The sequence below is a fragment of the Dactylosporangium sp. NPDC050688 genome (assembly GCF_040654515.1).
GTDB lineage: Bacteria > Actinomycetota > Actinomycetes > Mycobacteriales > Micromonosporaceae > Dactylosporangium.
On record NZ_JBFAIC010000003.1, the window covers coordinates 289,357 to 308,256 of the forward strand.

At 76.4% G+C, this 18,900-nt stretch carries 14 protein-coding genes and 1 riboswitch; of the genes, 10 read left to right on the top strand and 4 right to left on the bottom strand.

Features of this window, described 5'->3' with window-relative positions; translation table 11 throughout:
- Window positions 1–7: 7 nt before the first annotated feature.
- Window positions 8–997 (bottom strand): NlpC/P60 family protein, encoded by a 990-nt coding sequence (locus AB0H83_RS05450; RefSeq protein ID WP_360087228.1) that lies wholly within the window; start codon window positions 995–997, stop codon window positions 8–10.
- A gap of 7 nt (window positions 998–1,004) precedes the next feature.
- Window positions 1,005–1,151: riboswitch (cyclic di-AMP (ydaO/yuaA leader) on the bottom strand.
- Window positions 1,152–1,355: 204 nt separating this feature from the next.
- Window positions 1,356–1,580: a hypothetical protein gene (locus AB0H83_RS05455; protein WP_360087231.1), complete on the bottom strand. Its 225-nt coding sequence runs from the start codon at window positions 1,578–1,580 to the stop codon at window positions 1,356–1,358.
- Window positions 1,581–1,594: 14 nt separating this feature from the next.
- Between AB0H83_RS05455 and AB0H83_RS05460 the strand changes: the two genes are divergently transcribed.
- Window positions 1,595–3,820: an SNF2-related protein gene (locus tag AB0H83_RS05460; protein WP_360087234.1), complete on the top strand. Its 2,226-nt coding sequence runs from the start codon at window positions 1,595–1,597 to the stop codon at window positions 3,818–3,820.
- Here the strand turns inward: AB0H83_RS05460 and AB0H83_RS05465 are convergent.
- The gene (locus AB0H83_RS05465; RefSeq protein WP_360087237.1) at window positions 3,807–4,493 is read right to left on the bottom strand and encodes a hypothetical protein; all 687 of its coding nucleotides are present in this window, start codon (window positions 4,491–4,493) and stop codon (window positions 3,807–3,809) included. The two genes, AB0H83_RS05460 and AB0H83_RS05465, sit on opposite strands and share 14 nt — an antisense overlap.
- A gap of 65 nt (window positions 4,494–4,558) precedes the next feature.
- Window positions 4,559–5,926 (bottom strand): condensation domain-containing protein, encoded by a 1,368-nt coding sequence (locus AB0H83_RS05470; protein ID WP_360087240.1) that lies wholly within the window; start codon window positions 5,924–5,926, stop codon window positions 4,559–4,561.
- A gap of 123 nt (window positions 5,927–6,049) precedes the next feature.
- Between AB0H83_RS05470 and AB0H83_RS05475 the strand changes: the two genes are divergently transcribed.
- Genes AB0H83_RS05475 through AB0H83_RS05515 form a run of 9 tightly spaced genes read left to right on the top strand, consistent with a single transcriptional unit; the run spans window position 6,050 to window position 18,898 of the window.
- A complete protein-coding gene (locus AB0H83_RS05475; RefSeq protein ID WP_360087243.1) occupies window positions 6,050–6,754 on the top strand; it encodes a hypothetical protein in 705 nt (234 codons plus the stop codon).
- Window positions 6,751–9,840 (top strand): amino acid adenylation domain-containing protein, encoded by a 3,090-nt coding sequence (locus AB0H83_RS05480; protein WP_360087246.1) that lies wholly within the window; start codon window positions 6,751–6,753, stop codon window positions 9,838–9,840. The genes AB0H83_RS05475 and AB0H83_RS05480 overlap by 4 nt, the downstream gene beginning before the upstream one ends.
- Window positions 9,837–11,495 (top strand): AMP-binding protein, encoded by a 1,659-nt coding sequence (locus AB0H83_RS05485; RefSeq protein ID WP_360087249.1) that lies wholly within the window; start codon window positions 9,837–9,839, stop codon window positions 11,493–11,495. Before AB0H83_RS05480 ends, AB0H83_RS05485 begins: the two co-directional genes overlap by 4 nt.
- Window positions 11,492–12,001, top strand: a complete 510-nt coding sequence (locus tag AB0H83_RS05490; RefSeq protein WP_360087252.1) for a phosphopantetheine-binding protein — start codon at window positions 11,492–11,494, stop codon at window positions 11,999–12,001. Before AB0H83_RS05485 ends, AB0H83_RS05490 begins: the two co-directional genes overlap by 4 nt.
- On the top strand, window positions 11,998–12,216 hold the full coding sequence (locus AB0H83_RS05495) for an acyl carrier protein (protein WP_360087255.1): 219 nt from the start codon (window positions 11,998–12,000) through the stop codon (window positions 12,214–12,216). Before AB0H83_RS05490 ends, AB0H83_RS05495 begins: the two co-directional genes overlap by 4 nt.
- A 29-nt stretch (window positions 12,217–12,245) precedes the next feature.
- Complete coding sequence (locus AB0H83_RS05500) at window positions 12,246–15,440, top strand: condensation domain-containing protein (RefSeq protein ID WP_360087258.1); 3,195 nt, start codon at window positions 12,246–12,248, stop codon at window positions 15,438–15,440.
- Window positions 15,437–16,678, top strand: a complete 1,242-nt coding sequence (locus AB0H83_RS05505; protein WP_360087261.1) for an AMP-binding protein — start codon at window positions 15,437–15,439, stop codon at window positions 16,676–16,678. Before AB0H83_RS05500 ends, AB0H83_RS05505 begins: the two co-directional genes overlap by 4 nt.
- Entirely contained in the window at window positions 16,662–17,822 is a 1,161-nt protein-coding gene (locus tag AB0H83_RS05510) for a hypothetical protein (RefSeq protein ID WP_360087264.1), read from the top strand. Before AB0H83_RS05505 ends, AB0H83_RS05510 begins: the two co-directional genes overlap by 17 nt.
- Window positions 17,819–18,898 carry a glycosyltransferase gene (locus AB0H83_RS05515; protein WP_360087267.1) on the top strand — a complete coding sequence of 360 codons (1,080 nt, stop codon included), beginning with the start codon at window positions 17,819–17,821 and terminating at the stop codon, window positions 18,896–18,898. Before AB0H83_RS05510 ends, AB0H83_RS05515 begins: the two co-directional genes overlap by 4 nt.
- Window positions 18,899–18,900: the final 2 nt, after the last annotated feature.

Genomic DNA, 18,900 nt, shown 5'->3' on the forward strand with positions numbered 1-18,900 from the left:
CCGGCCGTCAGCCGGGCCGGCCGTAGCCGTACAGCGAGTCGATGTCGATCGGGGCGACCTTCACCACGGTGCGGCTGTTCGGGGCGTGGATGATCTGGTTGTTGCCGATGTAGATGCCCACGTGCCCGAGGCCGTTGTAGAACACCAGGTCGCCCGGGGCGAGCTGGCTGCGGGAGATGTGGCGGACCTTCTGGTACTGCTGGGCGGCGTTGTGCGGCAGCGTCACCCCGGCGGCCTTCCAGGCCATCATCGTCAGCCCCGAGCAGTCGAAGGTGTTCGGGCCGGCGGTGCCCCACACGTACTTCTTGCCGAGCTGGGCCCACGCGTAGCTGACGGCCTTGCCCGCCGAGCCGGAGACCGCCGGCGGCTGGCCCGGGTTGGCCGGCGTGGTGGTCGTCTTCGGCTTCACCTTCGCCGCGGCGGCCGCCGCCTCGGCCTTGCGCTGCAGCTCGTCGAGCCGGGCGATGTCGCCCTCGATCTTCTTGCGGCGGGTCTCCAGCTCGATCTTCTGCTGGCTCTGCGTGGCGAGGACGCCGTTGAGCCGTTGCTGCTCGGCGTCGAAGGCGTCCTTCGCGGTGCCGTACGCGGCCAGGTCCCGCTGCTGGCTGCGGGAGATCTGCTGCAGGGTGCCGATCCGGTCGGTGAACGCGTCGGTGGAGCGCGCGCCGAGCATCAGCGACCAGGTGCCCAGGTTGCCGCCGGTCTTGTAGGCGTTGACCGCGACCGTGTCGGCGTCGTCCCGGGCGGCCTGCATGCTCGCCTGCAGCGGCACCAGGTCCGTCCGCAGCTTCGCGATCGCCGCCTGGGTGGCCTCGAGGTCGCCGTTGACCTTGTTGTACTGCTCGACGACCAGCTCGACCTCCCGGTTGCCCTTGTCGATCTGGGCCTGTAACTCCTCGGGTGTCGGGTCCGCGTGCGCGGCGCAGGCCGGGGCGATCATCGCCGCCACCGCCAGCGCGACGACCGCGGTGCGCAGCGTCATGCGTCCGTTGAACACGGCACAGTCCTTCTTCCGCGACCGCCTACCGGGTTAGCTGACGGATTCGGGCGAGAAGAAGGCGTGCCCTACCGCGCCGCGGCGCGGATTCACCCCATTGGGAAACCCCGGTTGGTTCCCCGGCTCCCCGGCCCACGCCCGGCGTGCGGGCGCCCGGCCGGCGACTCGGCGGTGGCTGCCCGGGCCACCCCGGCGGGGCGGCGACGTCCGGCAGGCCAGCACCAACGTAACCGCCGCGGACACCGTCGAGCCTCGATCTAAGCCACTCTTAACGAAGACTCAAGACGGATCTGGCCCGTCCGGCCGGGGCTGATCAGTCCCGGAAGCTCGGCACCAGCGTCGACAGCCGGGCGGCGACTCACCGCGAAGCGCTGCCCCCGGCGGGTGCGAACGCCGGCAGCAGCGTCGCGATGATGACCTTCGGCGCGCGCTCGGCGGTGAGCCGGCCGGCGTTGATCTCCTCGGCGGCGGCGCCGTCGCCGCCACCGCGACCGGCTGGTGACGGCCGCCTGGTGACGGCCTGGTGACAGCTCGGCGGTGCCGGGCGTGGCGAGCGGTGCGGGCGGCGGGTCGGTACCGTCATGGCATGGCCGCGCGATGCCCCACGGTGCGCCGGCGCCGGGCGGCGGGATGACGGCCGCGGGGCGCCGGGAGACGCGTGCGCTGCTGGCCAGGGCCGCCGAGGTGCAGGGCGACGCCGAGGCCGTCGCCGGGATCGTCGGCGCCGCCAGGGCCGAGGTCGTCGCGGCGTACGAGCGGGCGAGCGAACCCCAGGTGTGGGCCGCGCTCGGCACCATGTCGATCGAGACGCTGAAGGACACCGTGGACGGCCGGGCCCGGCTGGACGAGCTGCCCGCGCACGGCATCCGCTCGGTCGCCGACGTGCTGCGGGCCGGCCCGCAACGGCTCACGGCGGTGCCCGGCATCGGCGACGGCACGGCCCGCCGGACCATCCACGCCGCGGAGCAGCTCAAGCGGGCGGCGCGCGACGCGCTGCAGTTCCGCATCGAGTTCGACCCGAAGGACCCGGACATGACCCGCCTCGTGCGGGCCCTCGCCACGTGGGGCGCGGTGTGGCACGCCGCCGGGCCGCACGAGCCGGACGCGGCGCGGCTCGCCGGGGAGCTGTCCCGGCAGCGGCCGGTGGCCGGGCCGGCCGGCGCGGGGGTGCTGCGCCGGTGGTTCATGCGGGCCGCGGACCGGGCCACCGCCGACGAGGCGGCCCGGCGGGTCCGCGCGCTGGTCGGCACCGCGGAGTCGGCCGGGCTGCCCGCGGCCGCCCGGGCGGTGCGCGCCGTACGCCCGCCGGGCGCCAAGCCGGCCTGGCGCGACTACGAGCGGCGCTCCGCGGACTACTACGGCCTGCTCAGCCAGGTCGTCGGCCTCGGCGGCGACGTCGCGGCCAGCGAGGGGTTCCTGCCCGCCGACATCGTCGAACGCGTCGGCGCGCAGCAGCTGGACACGTCCCGGCTCAGCGACGGTCTGCGGTTGCGCGGGTACCAGTCCTTCGGCGCCCGGTTCGCGCTGGTGCAGCGGCGGGTCGTGCTCGGCGACGAGATGGGGCTGGGCAAGACGGTGCAGGCGATCGCCGCGATGGCGCACCTGGCCGCCCGCGGCGCCACCCACTTCCTGGTCGTCTGCCCGGCCAGCGTGCTGATCAACTGGTCGCGGGAGATCGCCCGGCACTCGACGGTCCCGGTCGTCACCCTGCACGGCAGCGGCCGCTCCCGGGCGGCGGCCCGGTGGCGGGCCCAGGGCGGCGCCGGCGTCGTCACGTTCGGCTCGCTCGGCGCCCTCGGCGAGCTGCCGCTGCGCCCCGCGATGCTGATCGTCGACGAGGCGCACTACGTGAAGAACCCCGACGCGAAGCGGTCCCAGGCGGTGAACCAGGCCGCGGCGCGGTCCGACCGGGTGCTGTTCCTCACCGGCACCCCCATGGAGAACCGCATCGACGAGTTCCGTGCCCTGATCGAGCACCTGCGCCCGGACGTCGCCGCCGGCATGGGCCCGGAGCACGCGGCGATCAGCGTCGAGGCGTTCCGGCGCGCGGCGGCCCCGGTGTACCTGCGCCGCAACCAGCCCGACGTGCTCACCGAGCTGCCGGAGCTGGTACAGGTCGACGAGTGGGAGCAGTTCAGCGCCGAGGACGGCCGCGCGTACCGCGACGCCGTGCGCGAGGGCAACTTCATGGCGATGCGCCGGGCCGCGTTCGCCGTGCGCCGCCCGCACGACTCGGCGAAGCTGACCCGCCTGCTCGAACTGGCCCGCGAGGCGCTCGCCAACGGCCGCAAGGTCGTGGTCTTCTCCTACTTCCGCGACGTCCTCGCCGTGGTCGGCGCCGCGCTCGGCCCCGACGCCCGCGGCCCGATCACCGGCGCCACCCCGGTCGCCGACCGCCAGCGCATCGTCGACGCGTTCACCGCCGCGCCGAAGCCCGCCGTCCTCGTCTGCCAGATCGAGGCCGCCGGCGTCGGCGTCAACATCCAGGCCGCCTCCGTCGTGATCCTGTGCGAGCCCCAGGTCAAGCCGTCGATCGAGGCCCAGGCGATCGCCCGGGCCCACCGCATGGGCCAGGTCCGCACCGTCCAGGTCCACCGCCTGCTCATCGCCGACTCCGTCGACGAGCGGATGATCGAGATCCTCGGCTCGAAGGCCCAGCTCTTCGACGCGTACGTGCGGCACAGCACCATCGCCCAGGCCTCCCCGGGCGCCGTGGACATCTCCGAGGTCCAGCTCGCCCGGATGATCGTCGCCGAGGAGCAGCAACGCCTGGCCGGCGCGCCGGAGCCACCCCGCCGCCTGACGAAGGTCACTCCGGGCTGAGGGACGGCCCGCGCAGGCGTGCCGGCTCCGGCCGCAGGTCCGCGCCCGGGCCGTCGAGCCAGCCGTGGTCCAGGCCGAGGTTGGAGTCGTCCACGACGTACTCCTGCTCGACCTCGGTGACCTCCAGCCCGGCGGTGCGCAGGGCCGCGACGAACGCGTCCAGGCGCACCGTCGCGGTCGCCAGGCCCACGCCGTGGCAGCGGGCGGTGAGGAAGCGCTCCTGGCGGCCCTCGCCGTCGCGGCGCCGCGCGTTGCGCGACAGCCGGGCGCCGTGCGCGGCGGCGACGTCGGCGGCGGCCCGCAGCGCGGCGGCCGGGTCTGCCGGCAGCAGCAGCTTGACGTGGTGCTCGAAGTACCGCCCGGGCGGCTCCGCGGCCGCGCCGGCGTCGTCCTGCGGCACGCCGTCGCACCAGGGCGCCGCCTCGATCTTCACCCGGGTCGCCGGGGTGCCCCGGGCGGCGAGCCGGTCCCCCCACCGCCGCGCGAGCGCCCGCGCCTCGTCGAGGGTGCCGCGGGCGGGCACCGTGAGCATCGGCTGCGACGGGTGCCGCCCCTGGTCCAGCACGATGTGCACGAACCGCACGCCGTGGCGGCCGGCGAAGCCGGCGAGGTCCGGCGCCCCGGGCCCGTCGACCGTCAGGTGGATCTCGAACGTCCCGGCGATCTCGGCCACCGCTGCAGCGTAGGGCACCGGACCACGCGGCGGCCGGCACCGCCCACCGGCGCTGTGCCAGCCGATCAGGGCAGCTTCAGGTCGCCGAGGCGCTGGTCGGGGTCGGTGAGCAGGGCGTTGAGCACGGTGGTGTAGCCCTCGAGGGTCTCCAGCATCGTGGCCCGCGGGTAGATCGTCGGGTTGTAGTTCATCGAGGCGCCGCGGCGGTCGTGGCGGACCACGAGGCCGGGCTCGCCGCGCCTGGCCCACAGCTGGGTGGCGCGGTCGTCGAGGACCACGCCGGCGGGCCTGCGGGCGCGGGAGCGGTGCTCGCGGCGGTCCGGGGGCGGGTCGGTGGTGGGCGCCGCGGACTGGAACCAGGAGTGGTACAGCAGCAGGAACGGCCACGGGCGCAGCGCGTCGAAGTCCGGGTTCACCGCGCGGGCGATCTCGGTGAACGACGCGGTGTGCCGCACGGCCTCGTACATGGCGGTGCGGACCGTGCCGATGCCGTCCAGCAGCGTGGCGTCCGGGCCGATGGTGGAGGCGACGTACACGTTGTGCGTGAACTGTCCGACGAGGTCCTCGGCGCCGGGCTCGTCGCGGCCCGCGGTGGCGGTGCCGAGGACCAGCCGCGGCCGGCCGGTGCGGGCGCCCAGCAGGATCCGGTACGCCGCCAGGTACAGCAGGAACGGCGTGATCCGCTGGGCGCGGGCGAACGCGTGCAGCCGGCCGATGAGGCCGGGCTCGATGGGCAGGCCGAGGGTCGCCTCGGCGGTCACGTCCGGCGTCTGCCCCTGCTGCGGGGCGCCTTCGAACGGCCACGCGTCGGGCAGCGGGGTGAGGGTGCGCCGCCAGAAGTCGTCGCGGCGGCGCCGGGCGGCCGGGTCCAGCTGCGGGTCGGCCGTCGCCGCCGCGTAGGACAGCCGCAGCGGGCGCGGTGCCGGGCCCTCGCCGGTCCGGGCGAGGTAGGCGGCGCGCAGGTCGCGCAGCAGCACGCCGGTGGACCAGCCGTCGGCGATGAGGTGGAACAGGGTGACGGCGACGACGTACCGGCGCGGCGCCGTGCGCAGCAGCACCACACTCCACAGTGGACCGTTGCGCAGGTCGAAGGCGCGGCCCCGCTCGACACCGAGGATGCTGCCGCGCAGCAGCTCCTGCCGCGACGCGGGTTCGGCGGTCAGGTCGGCGTACTGCACCGGCGGGTCGATGCCGTCCAGTATTCGCAGCCGCGGCTCGATATCGAGGGTGTCGAAAACGATGCGCAATGCGTCGTGGCGGGCGATGACGTCACCGACGGCACGCCGAAATACATTGACGTCGACCGAATCGTCCCACGTTGTTGTTTCGAAAACGTTGTAGCCCAGCACCCCCGGATCCGACGGTGCGAAGCAGGACACGAACTCCCACAGCGTCTCCTGGCTGCGCGCCAGGCGGGACGCCCCCGGACTCATGGTCACTGAGCTTCGCCGGGCCTCGGACGAATTGTCAATAGCGGGACGGGAGTCGATGTTTTCGAAAAAGTCGAGGTGCGACAACCCTCGACGGCCACCGATGGGTGAATTACCGTCGTCGGCGTGTCGATCGGGGGATGGCGCCTGCTGGGCGGCGCGAGCGGGACGCGGACCGTCGCCGCGGTCGACTTCACCCTGGCGAAGGTGCGGGCCCAGGCGAACTTCGCCGATCTGGCCCCGCACCTGCCGCCGGACTGCGCCGTGTGGGGCAGCGACGAGACGGGCTGGCCGGCCGCGCCCGGCGACGCCCGCGCGCACGTCGCCGAGTGGCGGCAGCGCAGCGCGGCACTGGGAAACGTGCACGCCGTGCTCGGGTTCTGCGCCGGCGCCGCGCTCGCCGGAGACCTCGCCGCGCGGCGCGCCAGGCTCGTGCTGTTCGACCCGGTGACCGTCGCCCCCGGCACGGTCGTGGAGCACTACGCCGCCGCCGTGCGCCGGATGGGTGCAGAGCCCGACGCCCCGCCGGACACCGGCGTGGAGGACCTCGCCGAGCAGTACGCCGTCGTGGCCCGCAAGGCCCTCGGCGAGCAGGGCGTGCCCGACTCGATCACCGCCGACCTGTGCGCGCGGGTCGCGGCCAACCTGCGGTATCTCGCCATGTGCGCGGCGGTCGGCCTCGACGGGCTGCGCCCCGACCTCGTCGTGCTGTCCCGCGACCACGGGCTGCCCGAGGCCCTGCGCGACAGCCCCCGGCTGCGCCTGGACGTGTCGCAGGAGCAGCTGCTCGCCGAGCCCGCCGCGGCCCGCGCCGCGGTGCCGCCGCCATGACGGCCGGGACCGGGCTGAGCCGCAAGGAGGAGGCGTTATGGCTGTTCCAGCGCCTCGCCCCGGGGGTGGCCGTGGACAACCAGCCGCTCGCGATCCGCACCAGCGCGGCCCTCGACCCGGCCGCGCTGGAGTCCGCCGCCGCTGACGTCCTGCGCCGGTACCCAGCCCTGCGCACCCGCTTCCCGCAACGCGACGGGGTGCCGGTCCGCCAGGTCGCCGGGCCGGGCGCGGCGACGGTGCCGGTCACGGTGCTCGGCGCCGCCGAGGCGAAGCTCGGCACGGTCCTCACCGAGCTGGCCCTGCGCCCGTTCGACCTCACCGTGGAGCTGCCGTTGCGCGTGTACGGCATCGCGCTGGACGAGGGCGGCAGCGTCCTGTGCCTGGTGTCGCACCACATCGTCTTCGACGGCGCGTCGGGCGGCGTGGTGATGCCCGACCTCGCCACCACCTACCACCGCATCGCCAGCGGCCAGCCCCTCGACCCGCCGCCGCCCGGACCCGTCCTGCACGAGCCGCCGCCGGATCCGGCCGGCCTCCGGTACTGGCTGGACCGGCTCGACGGTGTCGACCCGGCCCGGCAGCCGCTGCCGTCGGCGCGCCCCGAGCCCGCCCGGCCCGCGTTCGCCGGCGCCCGGTTCGAACGCGACCTCGCCCCCGAGCCCCTCGCGCGGCTGCGGACCCGGCTGCGGGTCACCGACAACATGGCGCTGCTCGCCGTCTACGCCACGCTGCTCGCCCGGCACGGCGCCGGCCCCGACCTCGTCGTCGGCGTCCCGGTGAACCTGCGCCGGCACGGCAGCCGCGACGCCGTCGGGTACCACGTCAACACGCTGCCGGTGCGGCTCACCGTCGACCTGCGGGCCGGCTTCGCCGACCTCGCGGCGCAGGTCCGCGACCGGATGGCCGAGGCCCTCGACCACGCCGGCGTCTCGTTCGAGCACCTGCTCGGCGAGCTGCCGGGCGTCTCCGGCAGCTGGCGGTCGCCGCTCTTCCGGCACATGTTCAACTTCCTGCCCCCGGCGCAGGTCGCCGCCCCCGGCGAGCTGCCCGGCGCCGCGTGGGTCACCGTCGACACCGGCACCAGCCGGCACGACCTGCAGTTCGTGGTCCTGCGCACGCCGGGCCGGGTGGCGCTGCAGGCCGTGTACAGCACCGAGGTCCACGACGAGGCCGCCGTGCGCACCCTCGCCGACCGGTTCGAGCTGCTGCTCGCCGCCGCCGCGGCCGACCCGCGGCGGCCCCTGGCGGAGCTTCCACTGTGGAGCGAGCAGGAGCGGCGAGTGGTGGCGCGGGTCAACGCGGGCGCCGCGGCGCCGGTGCCCGGGCCGACGGTCGCGGCCCGGATCGCCGGGCGGCACGCGCACGACCCGGACGCGCCGGCGCTGCTCGACCCGGACGGCACCGTCCACACGCGACGGTCCCTGGCCCGCCGGGCCGCCGCCGTCCGCGGCCGGCTCGCCGCGTGCGGCGTGGGCCGGGGCGACGTCGTCGCGGTGACCCTGCCGCGCGGCGCCGACCTCGCCGCCGCCGTCCTCGCGGTGTGGTCGCTCGGCGCCGCCTACCTGCCGGCCGACCCGAACCAGCCCCGGGCCCGCCTCGCCGACCAGATGACCCGCGCCGGCGCGACCACCACCGTCGACCCGGCGTTCATGCGCGAACCGGCGCCGGGCACGACCGGCCCGGACACCGCCGGGCTCGGCGCGGGGCCCGCCGCCGCGCCGGGCACCGCCGGGACCGGCGCCGGGCAGGACACCGCCGGGCTCGACGCGGGGCTCGCCGCGGTCGGGCCGGACGACCTGGCGTACGTCATCTTCACCTCCGGCTCCACCGGGCAGCCCAAGGGCGTCGAGATCCCGCACCGGGCCCTGGCCAACCTCGTGCGCCACTTCGCCGCCGGGCTCGCCGTCACCGGGGGCGACCGGGTGCTGTGGCTGACCACGTTCGGCTTCGACATCTCCGCCCTGGAGCTGTTCCTGCCCCTCGCCCACGGCGGCGGCGCGGTCGTCGCCCCCGACGATGCCCAGACCCGCCCCGCGCTCATGCTCGACCTCGTCGCCCGGCACGACGTCGCCGTGGTGCAGGCCACCCCGACCATCTGGCGGCTCGCCGCCGGCGCCGTCCGCGACGAGCTGCGCGGCCGGCACGTGCTGTGCGGCGGGGAGCCGCTCAACGCCGCGCTCGCCGGGCGGCTGCTGCGCACCGGCTGCCGGCTGCACAACGTGTACGGCCCGACCGAGACCACCATCTGGTCCTCCAGCGCCCCGGTCGCCGCCGGCGTCGCCGACCCCGTCGGTATCGGCGCGCCCATCGCCGAAACGTCCTTCCACATCATCGACGAGCACGGCCAGGACGCCCCGCCCGGCCTGGTCGGCGAGCTGTGCATCGGCGGCACCGGCCTGGCCCGCGGCTACACCGGCGACCCGGGCCTGACCGCGCGGCGCTTCGTGGCCGACCCGGTGCGCGGCCGCCTGTACCGCACCGGCGACCTCGCCACCTGGCGCGGCGACGGCACCGTCACCCTCCTCGGCCGCGCCGACCGGCAGGTGAAGCTGCGCGGCCGGCGCATCGAACCCGGCGAGGTCGAGGCCGCCCTGGAGCGCCACCCGGACGTGACCGCCGCGGCCGTGGTCCTCGCCGGCGACCCGCAGGGCGGCGGGCAGCTCGTCGGTTACGTCCAGCCGGCCGTCGTCGACGTCGCGGCGCTGCACCGGCACGCCCGCGAGCACCTGCCGTACTACCTCGTCCCGGCCGTCCTGGTGCCGCTGCCGGCGCTGCCCCGCAACGCCAACGGCAAGGTCGACCACCGGGCCCTGCCCGCCCCGCCGGCCGCGGACCACCCCGCCGCGACGGACTCCGCGGAAGGTGCCGCCGCGCCGTACGTCGCGCTGTTCAACCAGGTCCTCGGCCGCGACGACCTCGGCCCGGGCAGCAACTTCTTCACCAGCGGCGGCCACTCGCTGCTCGCCGCGATCCTGGCCGCCCGCATCGGCGACGCCCTCGGCCGCGACGTGTCGCTGCTCGACGTGTTCGACGCGCCGACCCCGGCCGAGCTGGCCGCCCGCCTGCACGCGGAGGAGGACGCATGAGGACCGTGCCCGACCTGCTGCGACAGGCGGCCCGGCTGGTGCCGGACCGGCCCGCCGTCGTCCTGGACGGCGGTGAACGCCTCACGTTCGCCGAGCTCGACGCCCGCTCCGACGCGTTCGCCCGCGGGCTGCGCGCGCACGGCGTCGGCCGCGGCGACCGGGTCGCCCTCGCCATCGGCGGCGCCGACTGGCCGCGGTACGCCGTCGCCTACTTCGGCACCCTCAAGGCCGGCGCCGTCGCCCTGCTCGCCGGCGCCCGCTTCGGCGACGACGAGCTGGCCCGCATCGCCGGCGGGTACCGGGTCGCGCGGGTCGTGCGGGCCGGCGACGACCTCGGCGCCGGGCACCCCACCGACCCGTTCGACGGCGGCGCCGACCCGGGCGACGCCGCCGAGGTCGTGTTCACCTCCGGCACCACCGACCGCCCCCGCGGCGTCGTGGCCACCCACGCCAACCTGCTGCGCGCCCAGGTCGCCTGGCCCACCGCGGCGCGCGCCAACCAGCCGTGCGCGCACGCCCTGCCCGTCGGGTCCGTCGCCGCCCAGGCGGTCCTGCTCAACTGCGTCGGCGGCCAGCACACGTTGCTGACCACGGGCGCGTTCACCGTCGCCGGGTTCACCGCGATGGCCGGGCGGGAGCGGGCCGTCACCGTGTGCCTGGTGCCGGCCATGGGGCACTGGCTGGTGCGCGCCGCGCCTGGCGAGGCGACCCCGATGCCGTCGGTGAAGGGCGTCAGCTTCTCCGGGGCGCCGCTGCCGGTGCCCATCATGGCCGACCTCGCCGCGGTGTTCCCGAACGCGGCGTTCCACAACTTCTACACCTCCACCGAGACGTACCCGGCCCGCGTCGCCACCCGCTTCGACCCCGCCCGGCCCGAGGCCGTCGGACGGCCCGTCGGCTCCAGCGCCGTGCGCGTCACCGGCCCGGACGGCGCGCCGCTGCCGCCCGGCGAGATCGGCGAGGTGTGGCTGCGGGCCGGCGGTGCCCCACCCCGCGAGCTGCTGGACGCCGGCCCCCTCGACGTCGCCGGCGGCTGGACCCGCACCGGCGACCTCGGCCACGTCGACGCCGGCGGCACGCTGTTCCTCACCGGCCGCACCGCCGACGTCGTCATCGTCGGCGGGTTCAACGTCGCCACCGGCCGCGTCGAGCAGGTCCTCACCCGGCACCCGGCGGTCGCCGAGGCCGCCGTGCGCGGCGCCGCGCACCCCGTCCTCGGCGAGATCGTCGCCGCGTACGTCGTGCTCAGACCCGGCCGGGCGGACACCACCGCCGCCGAGCTGCGCCAGCACGCGGTGCGGCACCTGACCCGCGCCGAGGTGCCCGCCGTCGTGCGCATCGTCGAGGACCTGCCCCGCAACGAGGCGGGGAAGGTCGTCAAGCGGGAGCTGCCCGAGCTCGACCCCGCCGAGCACGTCGCGCCGCGCACCGACCTGGAACGCGACCTCGCCGAGGTCTGGGCGCGGGTGCTGCAGACCGGCCCGGTCGGTGCCGCCGACAACTTCTTCGAGCTCGGCGGCGACTCGCTCGCCGCCACCCGCATCGCCGCCGCCACCCGGGAGCACCTCGGCGCCGACGTGGACACCATCGCCGTGCTGGAGGCGCCGACCGTGGCCGAGCTGGCCCAGTACATCGTGGAAAGGGAGCACCGATGAGCGCACCACTGTCCGAACTGGACACTGCGGTCAAGCTGCTGCGCGAGCACCCCGGCGTGACCGGCGCCGAGGCGCTGCGCGCCCCGGACGGGCGGCGCGTCCTGGCCGTCGTGCCCGGCCTCGCCACCGCCCCCGTCGACCTGCGCGACCACCTGTGGCAGGCCCTCGAACCGGCCGACCTTCCCGACGTGCTGGTCGCCGTCGACGCCCTGCCCGCCGGCGCCGCCGACCTTGACACGCAGGGGCCGGGCAGCCACACGTTCCGCGCGCCGGCCACCCCGACGCAGGAGGCGCTCGCCGGCATCTGGGCCGAGACCCTCGGCCGGGACCGGATCGCCGCCGACGACAACTTCCTCGACCTCGGCGGCGACTCGATGACCGCCGCGCTGCTGCTGGACCTCACCAACGAACGCCTCGGCACCGGCCTCTCCCTCGGCGAGCTGCTGTCCGCCCCGTCGCTGGCCGCGGTCGCCGACACCGTCGACCGCGCGCACGCCGGTTCATGACGACGTCCCAGGCGGTCTACGCCATCGTCGACGAGGTGCTGCAACGCCCGGTGCGGCCCGAGGACGACCTGTACGACCTCGGCTTCGACTCGCTGCTCATCGCCCGCACCGCCGCCCGGGTCCGGGAACGCCTCGGCGTCGAGGTGCCGCTCGCCGACTACTTCAACGCCGGCACCGTCGCCGAGCTCGCCGCGGCCGTGGAGTCGCACGCATGAGCAGGCCGCAGCGCAGCGGAAGTGATGGCATGAGAGCCCCCGTCACCCCGGCGCAGCAACGCCTGTGGTTCCTCGCCCAGGTCGACCCGGACGCTGTGGACTACCACATCCCGCTCGCGTACCGCCTGCGCGGCCCCCTCGACACCGCCGCCCTCGCCGGCGCGATCGGCGACGTCGTGGCCCACCACGGGGCGCTGCGGACCCGGTTCCCGCTCGACGGCGCCGGCCCCGTCCAGGAGGTCCTCGACGGCTGGCGGCCCGGCGTCGCCGTCCGCGACACCACCGCCGCGACCGCCCCGGCCGAGGTCGCCGCCCTCGCGAACACCCCGTTCGACCTGACCGCCGCCCCGCCGCTGCGCGCCGCGATCCTGCGCCTGCCCGCCACGTCAGACGGTCCCGCCATGTCAGACGGTCCGGGCGCCGAAGGCGGCGGCGGGCACATCCTGGTGCTCGTCCTGCACCACATCCTCGCCGACGCCTGGTCGCTGCGCATCCTGCGCGACGACCTCGCCAAGGCCTACACCGCCCGCCTCGCCGGGCTGCCGGGCGACCTGCCGCCGCTGCCGACCCAGTACGCCGAGCACGCCCGCGCCCCGCGCCCCGACGGCGCCGGCGCCCTCGCCTACTGGGCCGGCCGGCTCGCCGGCGCCCCCGTCCTGGACCTGCCGACCGACCGCCCCAGACCCGCCCGCCGCGGCACCGCCGGCGCCTTCGACGGCTTCGAGCTCGGCCCCGACCGGGCCGCCGACCTGCGCACCCTCGGCCGGGCCGGCCGCACCACACCGTTCATGACCCTGCTCGCCGGCTACCTCGCCCTGCTCGGCCTCGCCACCGGCCAGGACGACATCAGCGTCGGCACCCCGGTCAGCGGCCGCGACCGCACCGACGTCGAACCGCTCATCGGGTACTTCCTCGACACCGTCGTGCTGCGCGGTGACCTCGCCGGCGACCCCACCTTCCGGGAGCTGCTCGGCCGGGTGAAGGCGACCGCGGTCGAGGCGTACCAGCACCGCGACGTGCCGTTCGAGGACCTCATCGCCCGCCTCGACGTGCGCCGCGACCCGGCCCGCACCCCGCTGTTCGACACGATGCTCATCGTGCACGGCGGCGCCGAGGACCACGGCCTGGCGCTGCCGGGGATCACCGCCGAGTACGTCGACCCGGGCCACCGCGCGGTGAAGTTCGACCTGACCTTCGAGTGTTTCGCCGGCGGCGGCGGGCTGAAGGTCGTCGCGCACTCCCGCCGCGACCTGTTCGACCCGGCGAGCGTCGCCGCGCTGGTGCGCCGCTTCGGCGAGCTGCTCCGCCTCGCCGCCGAGGACCCCGACGCGCGGCTGTCCACCCTGTACACCCGCCTGACCGAGGCCGAGCAGGGCACCTGGCGGTGCGCCCCGCCGGTCCCGGACGCCACGGTGCCCGACCTGATCGACTTCACCTGCGCCGCACCCGCCGTCGTGCACGGCGACACCGTGCTGTCCTACGCCGACCTCGACGCCCGCGCCCGGCGGCTCGCCGCCGACCTGGACGGCCACGGCGGGCTCGTCGCGGTGCGGCTGCCGCCCGGCGCCGACCTCGTCGTGACGCTGCTCGCCGCGTGGCGGGCCGGCGCCGGCTACCTGCCCCTGGACCCCGACGCCCCGCCCGCCCGCACCGCCGCCCAGCTCGAGGACAGCGGCGCCGGCGTGGTCGTCACCCCGGCCGGCGTCACCCGCACCGGCGTGCAGACCACCGCCGGCCGCATCGCCTACGCGATGTACACCTCCGGGTCCACCGGCCGCCCCAAGGCCGTCGCCGTGCCCCACACCGCCCTCGCCGCCCGGGTGCGGTGGATGCGGCAGCGGTACCGCCTCGGCCCCGCCGACCGGGTCCTGCAGTTCGCGTCGCCGGCCTTCGACACGTTCGGCGAGGAGGTGTACCCGTGCCTCGCCGCCGGCGCCACCCTCGTCATCCCCACCGGCGCCCGCGCCGAGCTGCCCGACTTCCTCGCCACCGAGCAGGGGCAGTCCGTCACCGTGCTCGACCTGCCCACGTCGTACTGGCACGAGCTGTGCGCCGACCCCGCCGCCGTCGCGTGGCCGCCCGGGCTGCGGCTGCTGATCCTCGGCGGGGAGCAGGTCCGGCCCGACGCCCTGCGCCGCTGGTTCGCGCACGCCGGCGACCGCGTCGAGGTGCTCAACACGTACGGGCCGACCGAGGCGACCATCATCGCCACCGCCGCCGCGCTCACCCCCGCCGACACCGCCGGCCGCCCGCCGATCGGGCACCCCATCGGCGACACCTGCGTCCACGTCACCGGCCTCGGCGGCGCGCCCGTCCCCGACGGCGTCGCCGGCGAGCTCGTCATCGGCGGGCACGGCGTCGCCGCCGGCTACCTCGGCCACCCCGGCCTGACCGCCGAGCGGTTCGCCGACATCGGCGGGGTCCGGCACTACCGCACCGGCGACCGGGCCCGCCGCCGGCCCGACGGTGCGTGGGAGTTCCTCGGCCGCGCCGACGACCAGCTCAAGGTCCGCGGGTACCGGATCGAACCCGGCGAGGTCGAGGCCGCGCTGCTCACCCACCCCGCCGTCGGGCACGCGGTCGTCACCGCCGACGGCGACGGGCGGCTCGTCGCGCACCTGGTGCCCGCCCCGGGCGCCACGGTCCCCGCCCCGGCCGCGCTGCGGGCGCACCTGGACCGGCTGCTGCCGCCGTACCTGCACCCGCGCGCGTACGCGACCCTCGACCGGCTGCCGATGACCCGCAACGGCAAGGTCGACCGGGCCGCGCTGCCACCGGTCGCCGCCGCGGCGGGGGAGGGCCGCCCGCCCACCGGCGACGCCGAACAGCTCGTCGCCGAGGTCTGGCAGGAGGTGCTCGGCGTCGCCGGCATCCGCGCCGGCGACGACTTCTTCGACCTCGGCGGGCATTCGCTGCTGGCCACCCGGGTCACCGCGCGGCTGCGGGCCAGCGCCGGCGTCGAGGTGCCGCTGCGCACGATCTTCCGGCACACCACCGTCGCCGCGCTCGCCGTCGCGGTCGAGGAGCTGCTCCTCGCCGAGATCGGCGCGCTCGACGACGACGAGGTCCGCCGCCTCCTCGCCGAGGACAGCCGCGGCGCGCAGGCCGAGCAGACAGGGCACGCCGGGCACGCAGAGCACGCCGGGCACGCAGAGCACGCCGGGCACGCAGAGCACGCCGGGCGCGCAGAGCACGCCGGGCGCGTGCGGGAGGCCGGGCGATGATCGTCGGGCCCGGCGCGCGGCTCGTCGACGCGGTCACCGGCGAGCAGTACAGCGGCGACCGGCTCACCGCCGCGATCGCCGCCGCCGCCGACCGGCTGCCCCGCACCGGCGTCGTCGTCTGCCCGATGCGCGCCGGCGCGGCGCCGGTGCTGCACTACCTCGCCGCCCTCACCACCGGCCGGGCCGCGCTCGCCTGCGACCCGGCCGCCGCCGGCGACCTCACCGACAGGTTCGGCGCCACCGCCGACCTGCACCCCGACCTGGCGCTGCTGCTGGCCACGTCCGGCTCGACCGGCGCGCCGCGACTCGTGCGGCACTCCGGCACCGCGGTCGTCGCGGCCGCCACCGCCATCGTCAAGGCCCTGCGCATCGGCGCCGACGACGTCGCCGTCACCAGCCTGCCGCTGTTCCACACCCTCGGCCTCAGCGTCCTGCACAGCCACCTGCTCGCCGGGGCGACCGTCGTGCTGGAGCCCCGCGGCGTGCTGGACGCCGCGTTCTGGGCGAGCGTCCAGCGGCACCGGGTCACCGCGATCACCGGCGTGCCGCACACGTTCGAGCTGCTCGCCCGGCTGCCGTGGGAGCCGGCGCACACCCCGGCCGTGCGCAGCCTCGCCGTGTCCGGCGGCCGGCTGCGCGACCGGCTGACCGGCCACTTCGCCGCGGCGATGGCTGCGCACGGCGGAGGGCTGCACAGCATGTACGGCCAGACCGAGGCCGGCTCCCGCATCTGTGTCCTGCCGCCGGAGCACCTGCCGGCGAAGACCGGCTGCGTGGGGCCGCCCGTCGACGGGATGCGGCTGAGCATCGCCGACGGCGGCGAGGTCGTGTGCCACGGCCCGGCGGTGATGCTCGGCTACGCCGACACCGCGGGCGACCTGGCCCGCGGCGACGACCTGCGCGGCGTGCTGCACACCGGCGACCGGGGCCGGCTCGACGCCGACGGGCACCTGTGGCTGTCCGGGCGGCTCAACCGCATCGGCAAGGCGTACGGCGTCCGCGTCGACCTCGACGCCGTCGAGCACGCCGCCGCCGCGCTCGCACCCGCGGCCGCCCTCGCCGGCGACGACCGGATCCTCGTGTGGTGCGAGGGGCTCGCCGCCGCGCAGGCGAAGGACGTCGCCGCGCTCGTCGGCCGGCGGCTCGGCATCCACCGCACCGCGGTCCGGGTGACGGCGCTGGACCGGCTGCCCCGCCGCGCCAACGGGAAGGTGGACTACGATGCGCTCCCCGTATGAGGCGCTGACGCTCGCGTTCGGCGACGCCACGGTGCCGTACCTGTACGGCACCGACTGCGCGGCTGCGCTCGCCGGCGCGGTCCTGGACCGGCTCGGCGACCTCGACGCGATCCTGTTCGTCGCCGACGACCGGGTCCGCGGCCACGCCGACGCGGTCGCCGCGGAGCTGGCCCGGCGGGTGCGGGTCGAGCGGGTCCAGGTCGAGGCCGCCGAGCGGCACAAGACGCTGCCGACCGTGCAGCACCTGCTGGAGGCGGCGGTGGCGGGCCGGCTGACCCGCCGTTCGGCGGTCGCGGCGATGGGCGGCGGCACCGTCGGCAACATCGCCGGGCTCGCCGCGGCGCTGCTGTTCCGCGGCACCCGGCTGGTGCACCTGCCGACCACACCGGTCGCCGCGTTCGACGCCACCGTCTCGCTGAAGCAGGGCGTGAACCTCAGCGCCGGCAAGAACCTCGCCGGCACCTACTTCGTGCCCGCGCTCATCGCCTGCGACCTGGCGTGGCTGTCCACGGTGCCGCGCACCGACCTGCTCACCGGCCTCGCCGAGATGGTCAAGAACGTGCTCGTCGCCGCGCCCGGCCTCGAGCCGAAGCTCACCCGCGCCCTCGAAGGGCTGGACGCCGACCCGGACCGGCGGGCGGCGCTGCGTGCGCTGCTGGAGATCGGCGTGGAGGCGAAGGCGCCGTACGTCGCCGCCGACCCCCGCGAGCAGGGCGCGGCGCTCATCTTCGAGTACGGCCACACCGCCGGGCACGCCATCGAGTTCGTCAGCGGCGGCCGCATCGGCCATGGCGAGGCCGTCGCCTGGGGCATGCTCGTCGCCGCCGAGGTCGCCCGGCGCCGGCACGGCCTCGCCGCCGGTGACGTCGCCGCCCACCACCGGCTCGTGTCGCTGCTCGGCCTGCCCGACGCGGCCGTCCGCCTGCGCGACCTGGACCGCGACGCGATCCGCGCCGTGCTCGCCAAGGACAACAAGCGCGGCTACGGCCCGTGCGCGCCCGGCGAGGTGCTCATGGTCCTGCTCGACACCGCAGGGCGGGCCGTGCCCGGCCCGCCCGGCGGCCCGCCGCTCGTCCCCGTGCCGGTCCCGGTGGTCATGGACGCCTTCGAGACCGTCGCCCTGAACGCTTTGGAGTCGGTATGAGCGATGTGCACGGCAAGGGACTGTCCGTCGTCGTCCCGGTCAAGGGCCGGGTGCCGCAGCTGCGCCGGCTGCTGGAGAGCCTGCGCGAGGCGGCGACGGCGTGCCAGGAGCCCGTCGAGGTCCTGGTCGTCGACGACTCCGAGCCCGCCGACGCCCAGGCCCACCGGGACAACTGCGCCGAGCTGCGGGCCCGGTACCTGCGCGGGCCGCGGCACGTGGGTGCCAAACGCAACGAGGGCGTCCGGGCCGCCGCCCACGACCTCATCCTGTTCATCGACTCCGACTGCCTGGCCACCCCGCAGCTGCTGCAGCGGCACACCAAGACGCTGCGCGACGCCGGCGAGGGCGTCGGCGCCGTCGCCGGGCCCACGTTCGTGCAGGGCGTGCAGAACGCGGTGTTCCGGGTCATGGCCCGCTCGAAGCTGCTGAACTCGGCGTTCGAGTGGCCCGCGCAGGCGAGCCGGGTCGGCTGGGCCACCACGTCCAACCTGGCGGTGCGCCGCGACGCGTTCGAGGCCGTCGGCGGCTTCGCGCCGCGGCCGCTGACCGTCGTCGGCGGCGAGGACGTCGACCTGGGGCTGCGGCTCACCGCGGCCGGGCACGGCATCGTCTGCGACGCCGACGCCGTGGTCGTGCACGACAAGAGCAGCATCGAGCACCTCGGCACCGTGTGCCGGCGGCTCGTCACGTACGGCCGATCCGGCCAGTGGCTGCTCGACGTGCACCCGCACCGGGGCCGGCCGAAGCTCAACCGGGTCAGCACCCTCGCCGCGACCGCCGTCGCCGGGGGCGTGACCGCGCCCGTCAGCGGCGGCGCCGGGCTGCTGCTCCTGCCGGCCGTCGCCGCCGTGCTGCTCGCCGTCGACACGAAGGAGCGCCTCGGCGACGACGCCCCGACGGTGCGGGCCCTGGCCGAGTCGGTCGCCTGCGCCGGGCTGGACTGGTGCTTCGACCTCGGCGAGTTCATCGCCGCCTGGCAGCTGGGCCGCCCCGACCGGCTGTTCACCGGCTTCGGCTGGACCGACGACCCCGCGTTCGTCTGGGACCGCGAGCCCGCCAACCGGTACGGGGGCTGAAC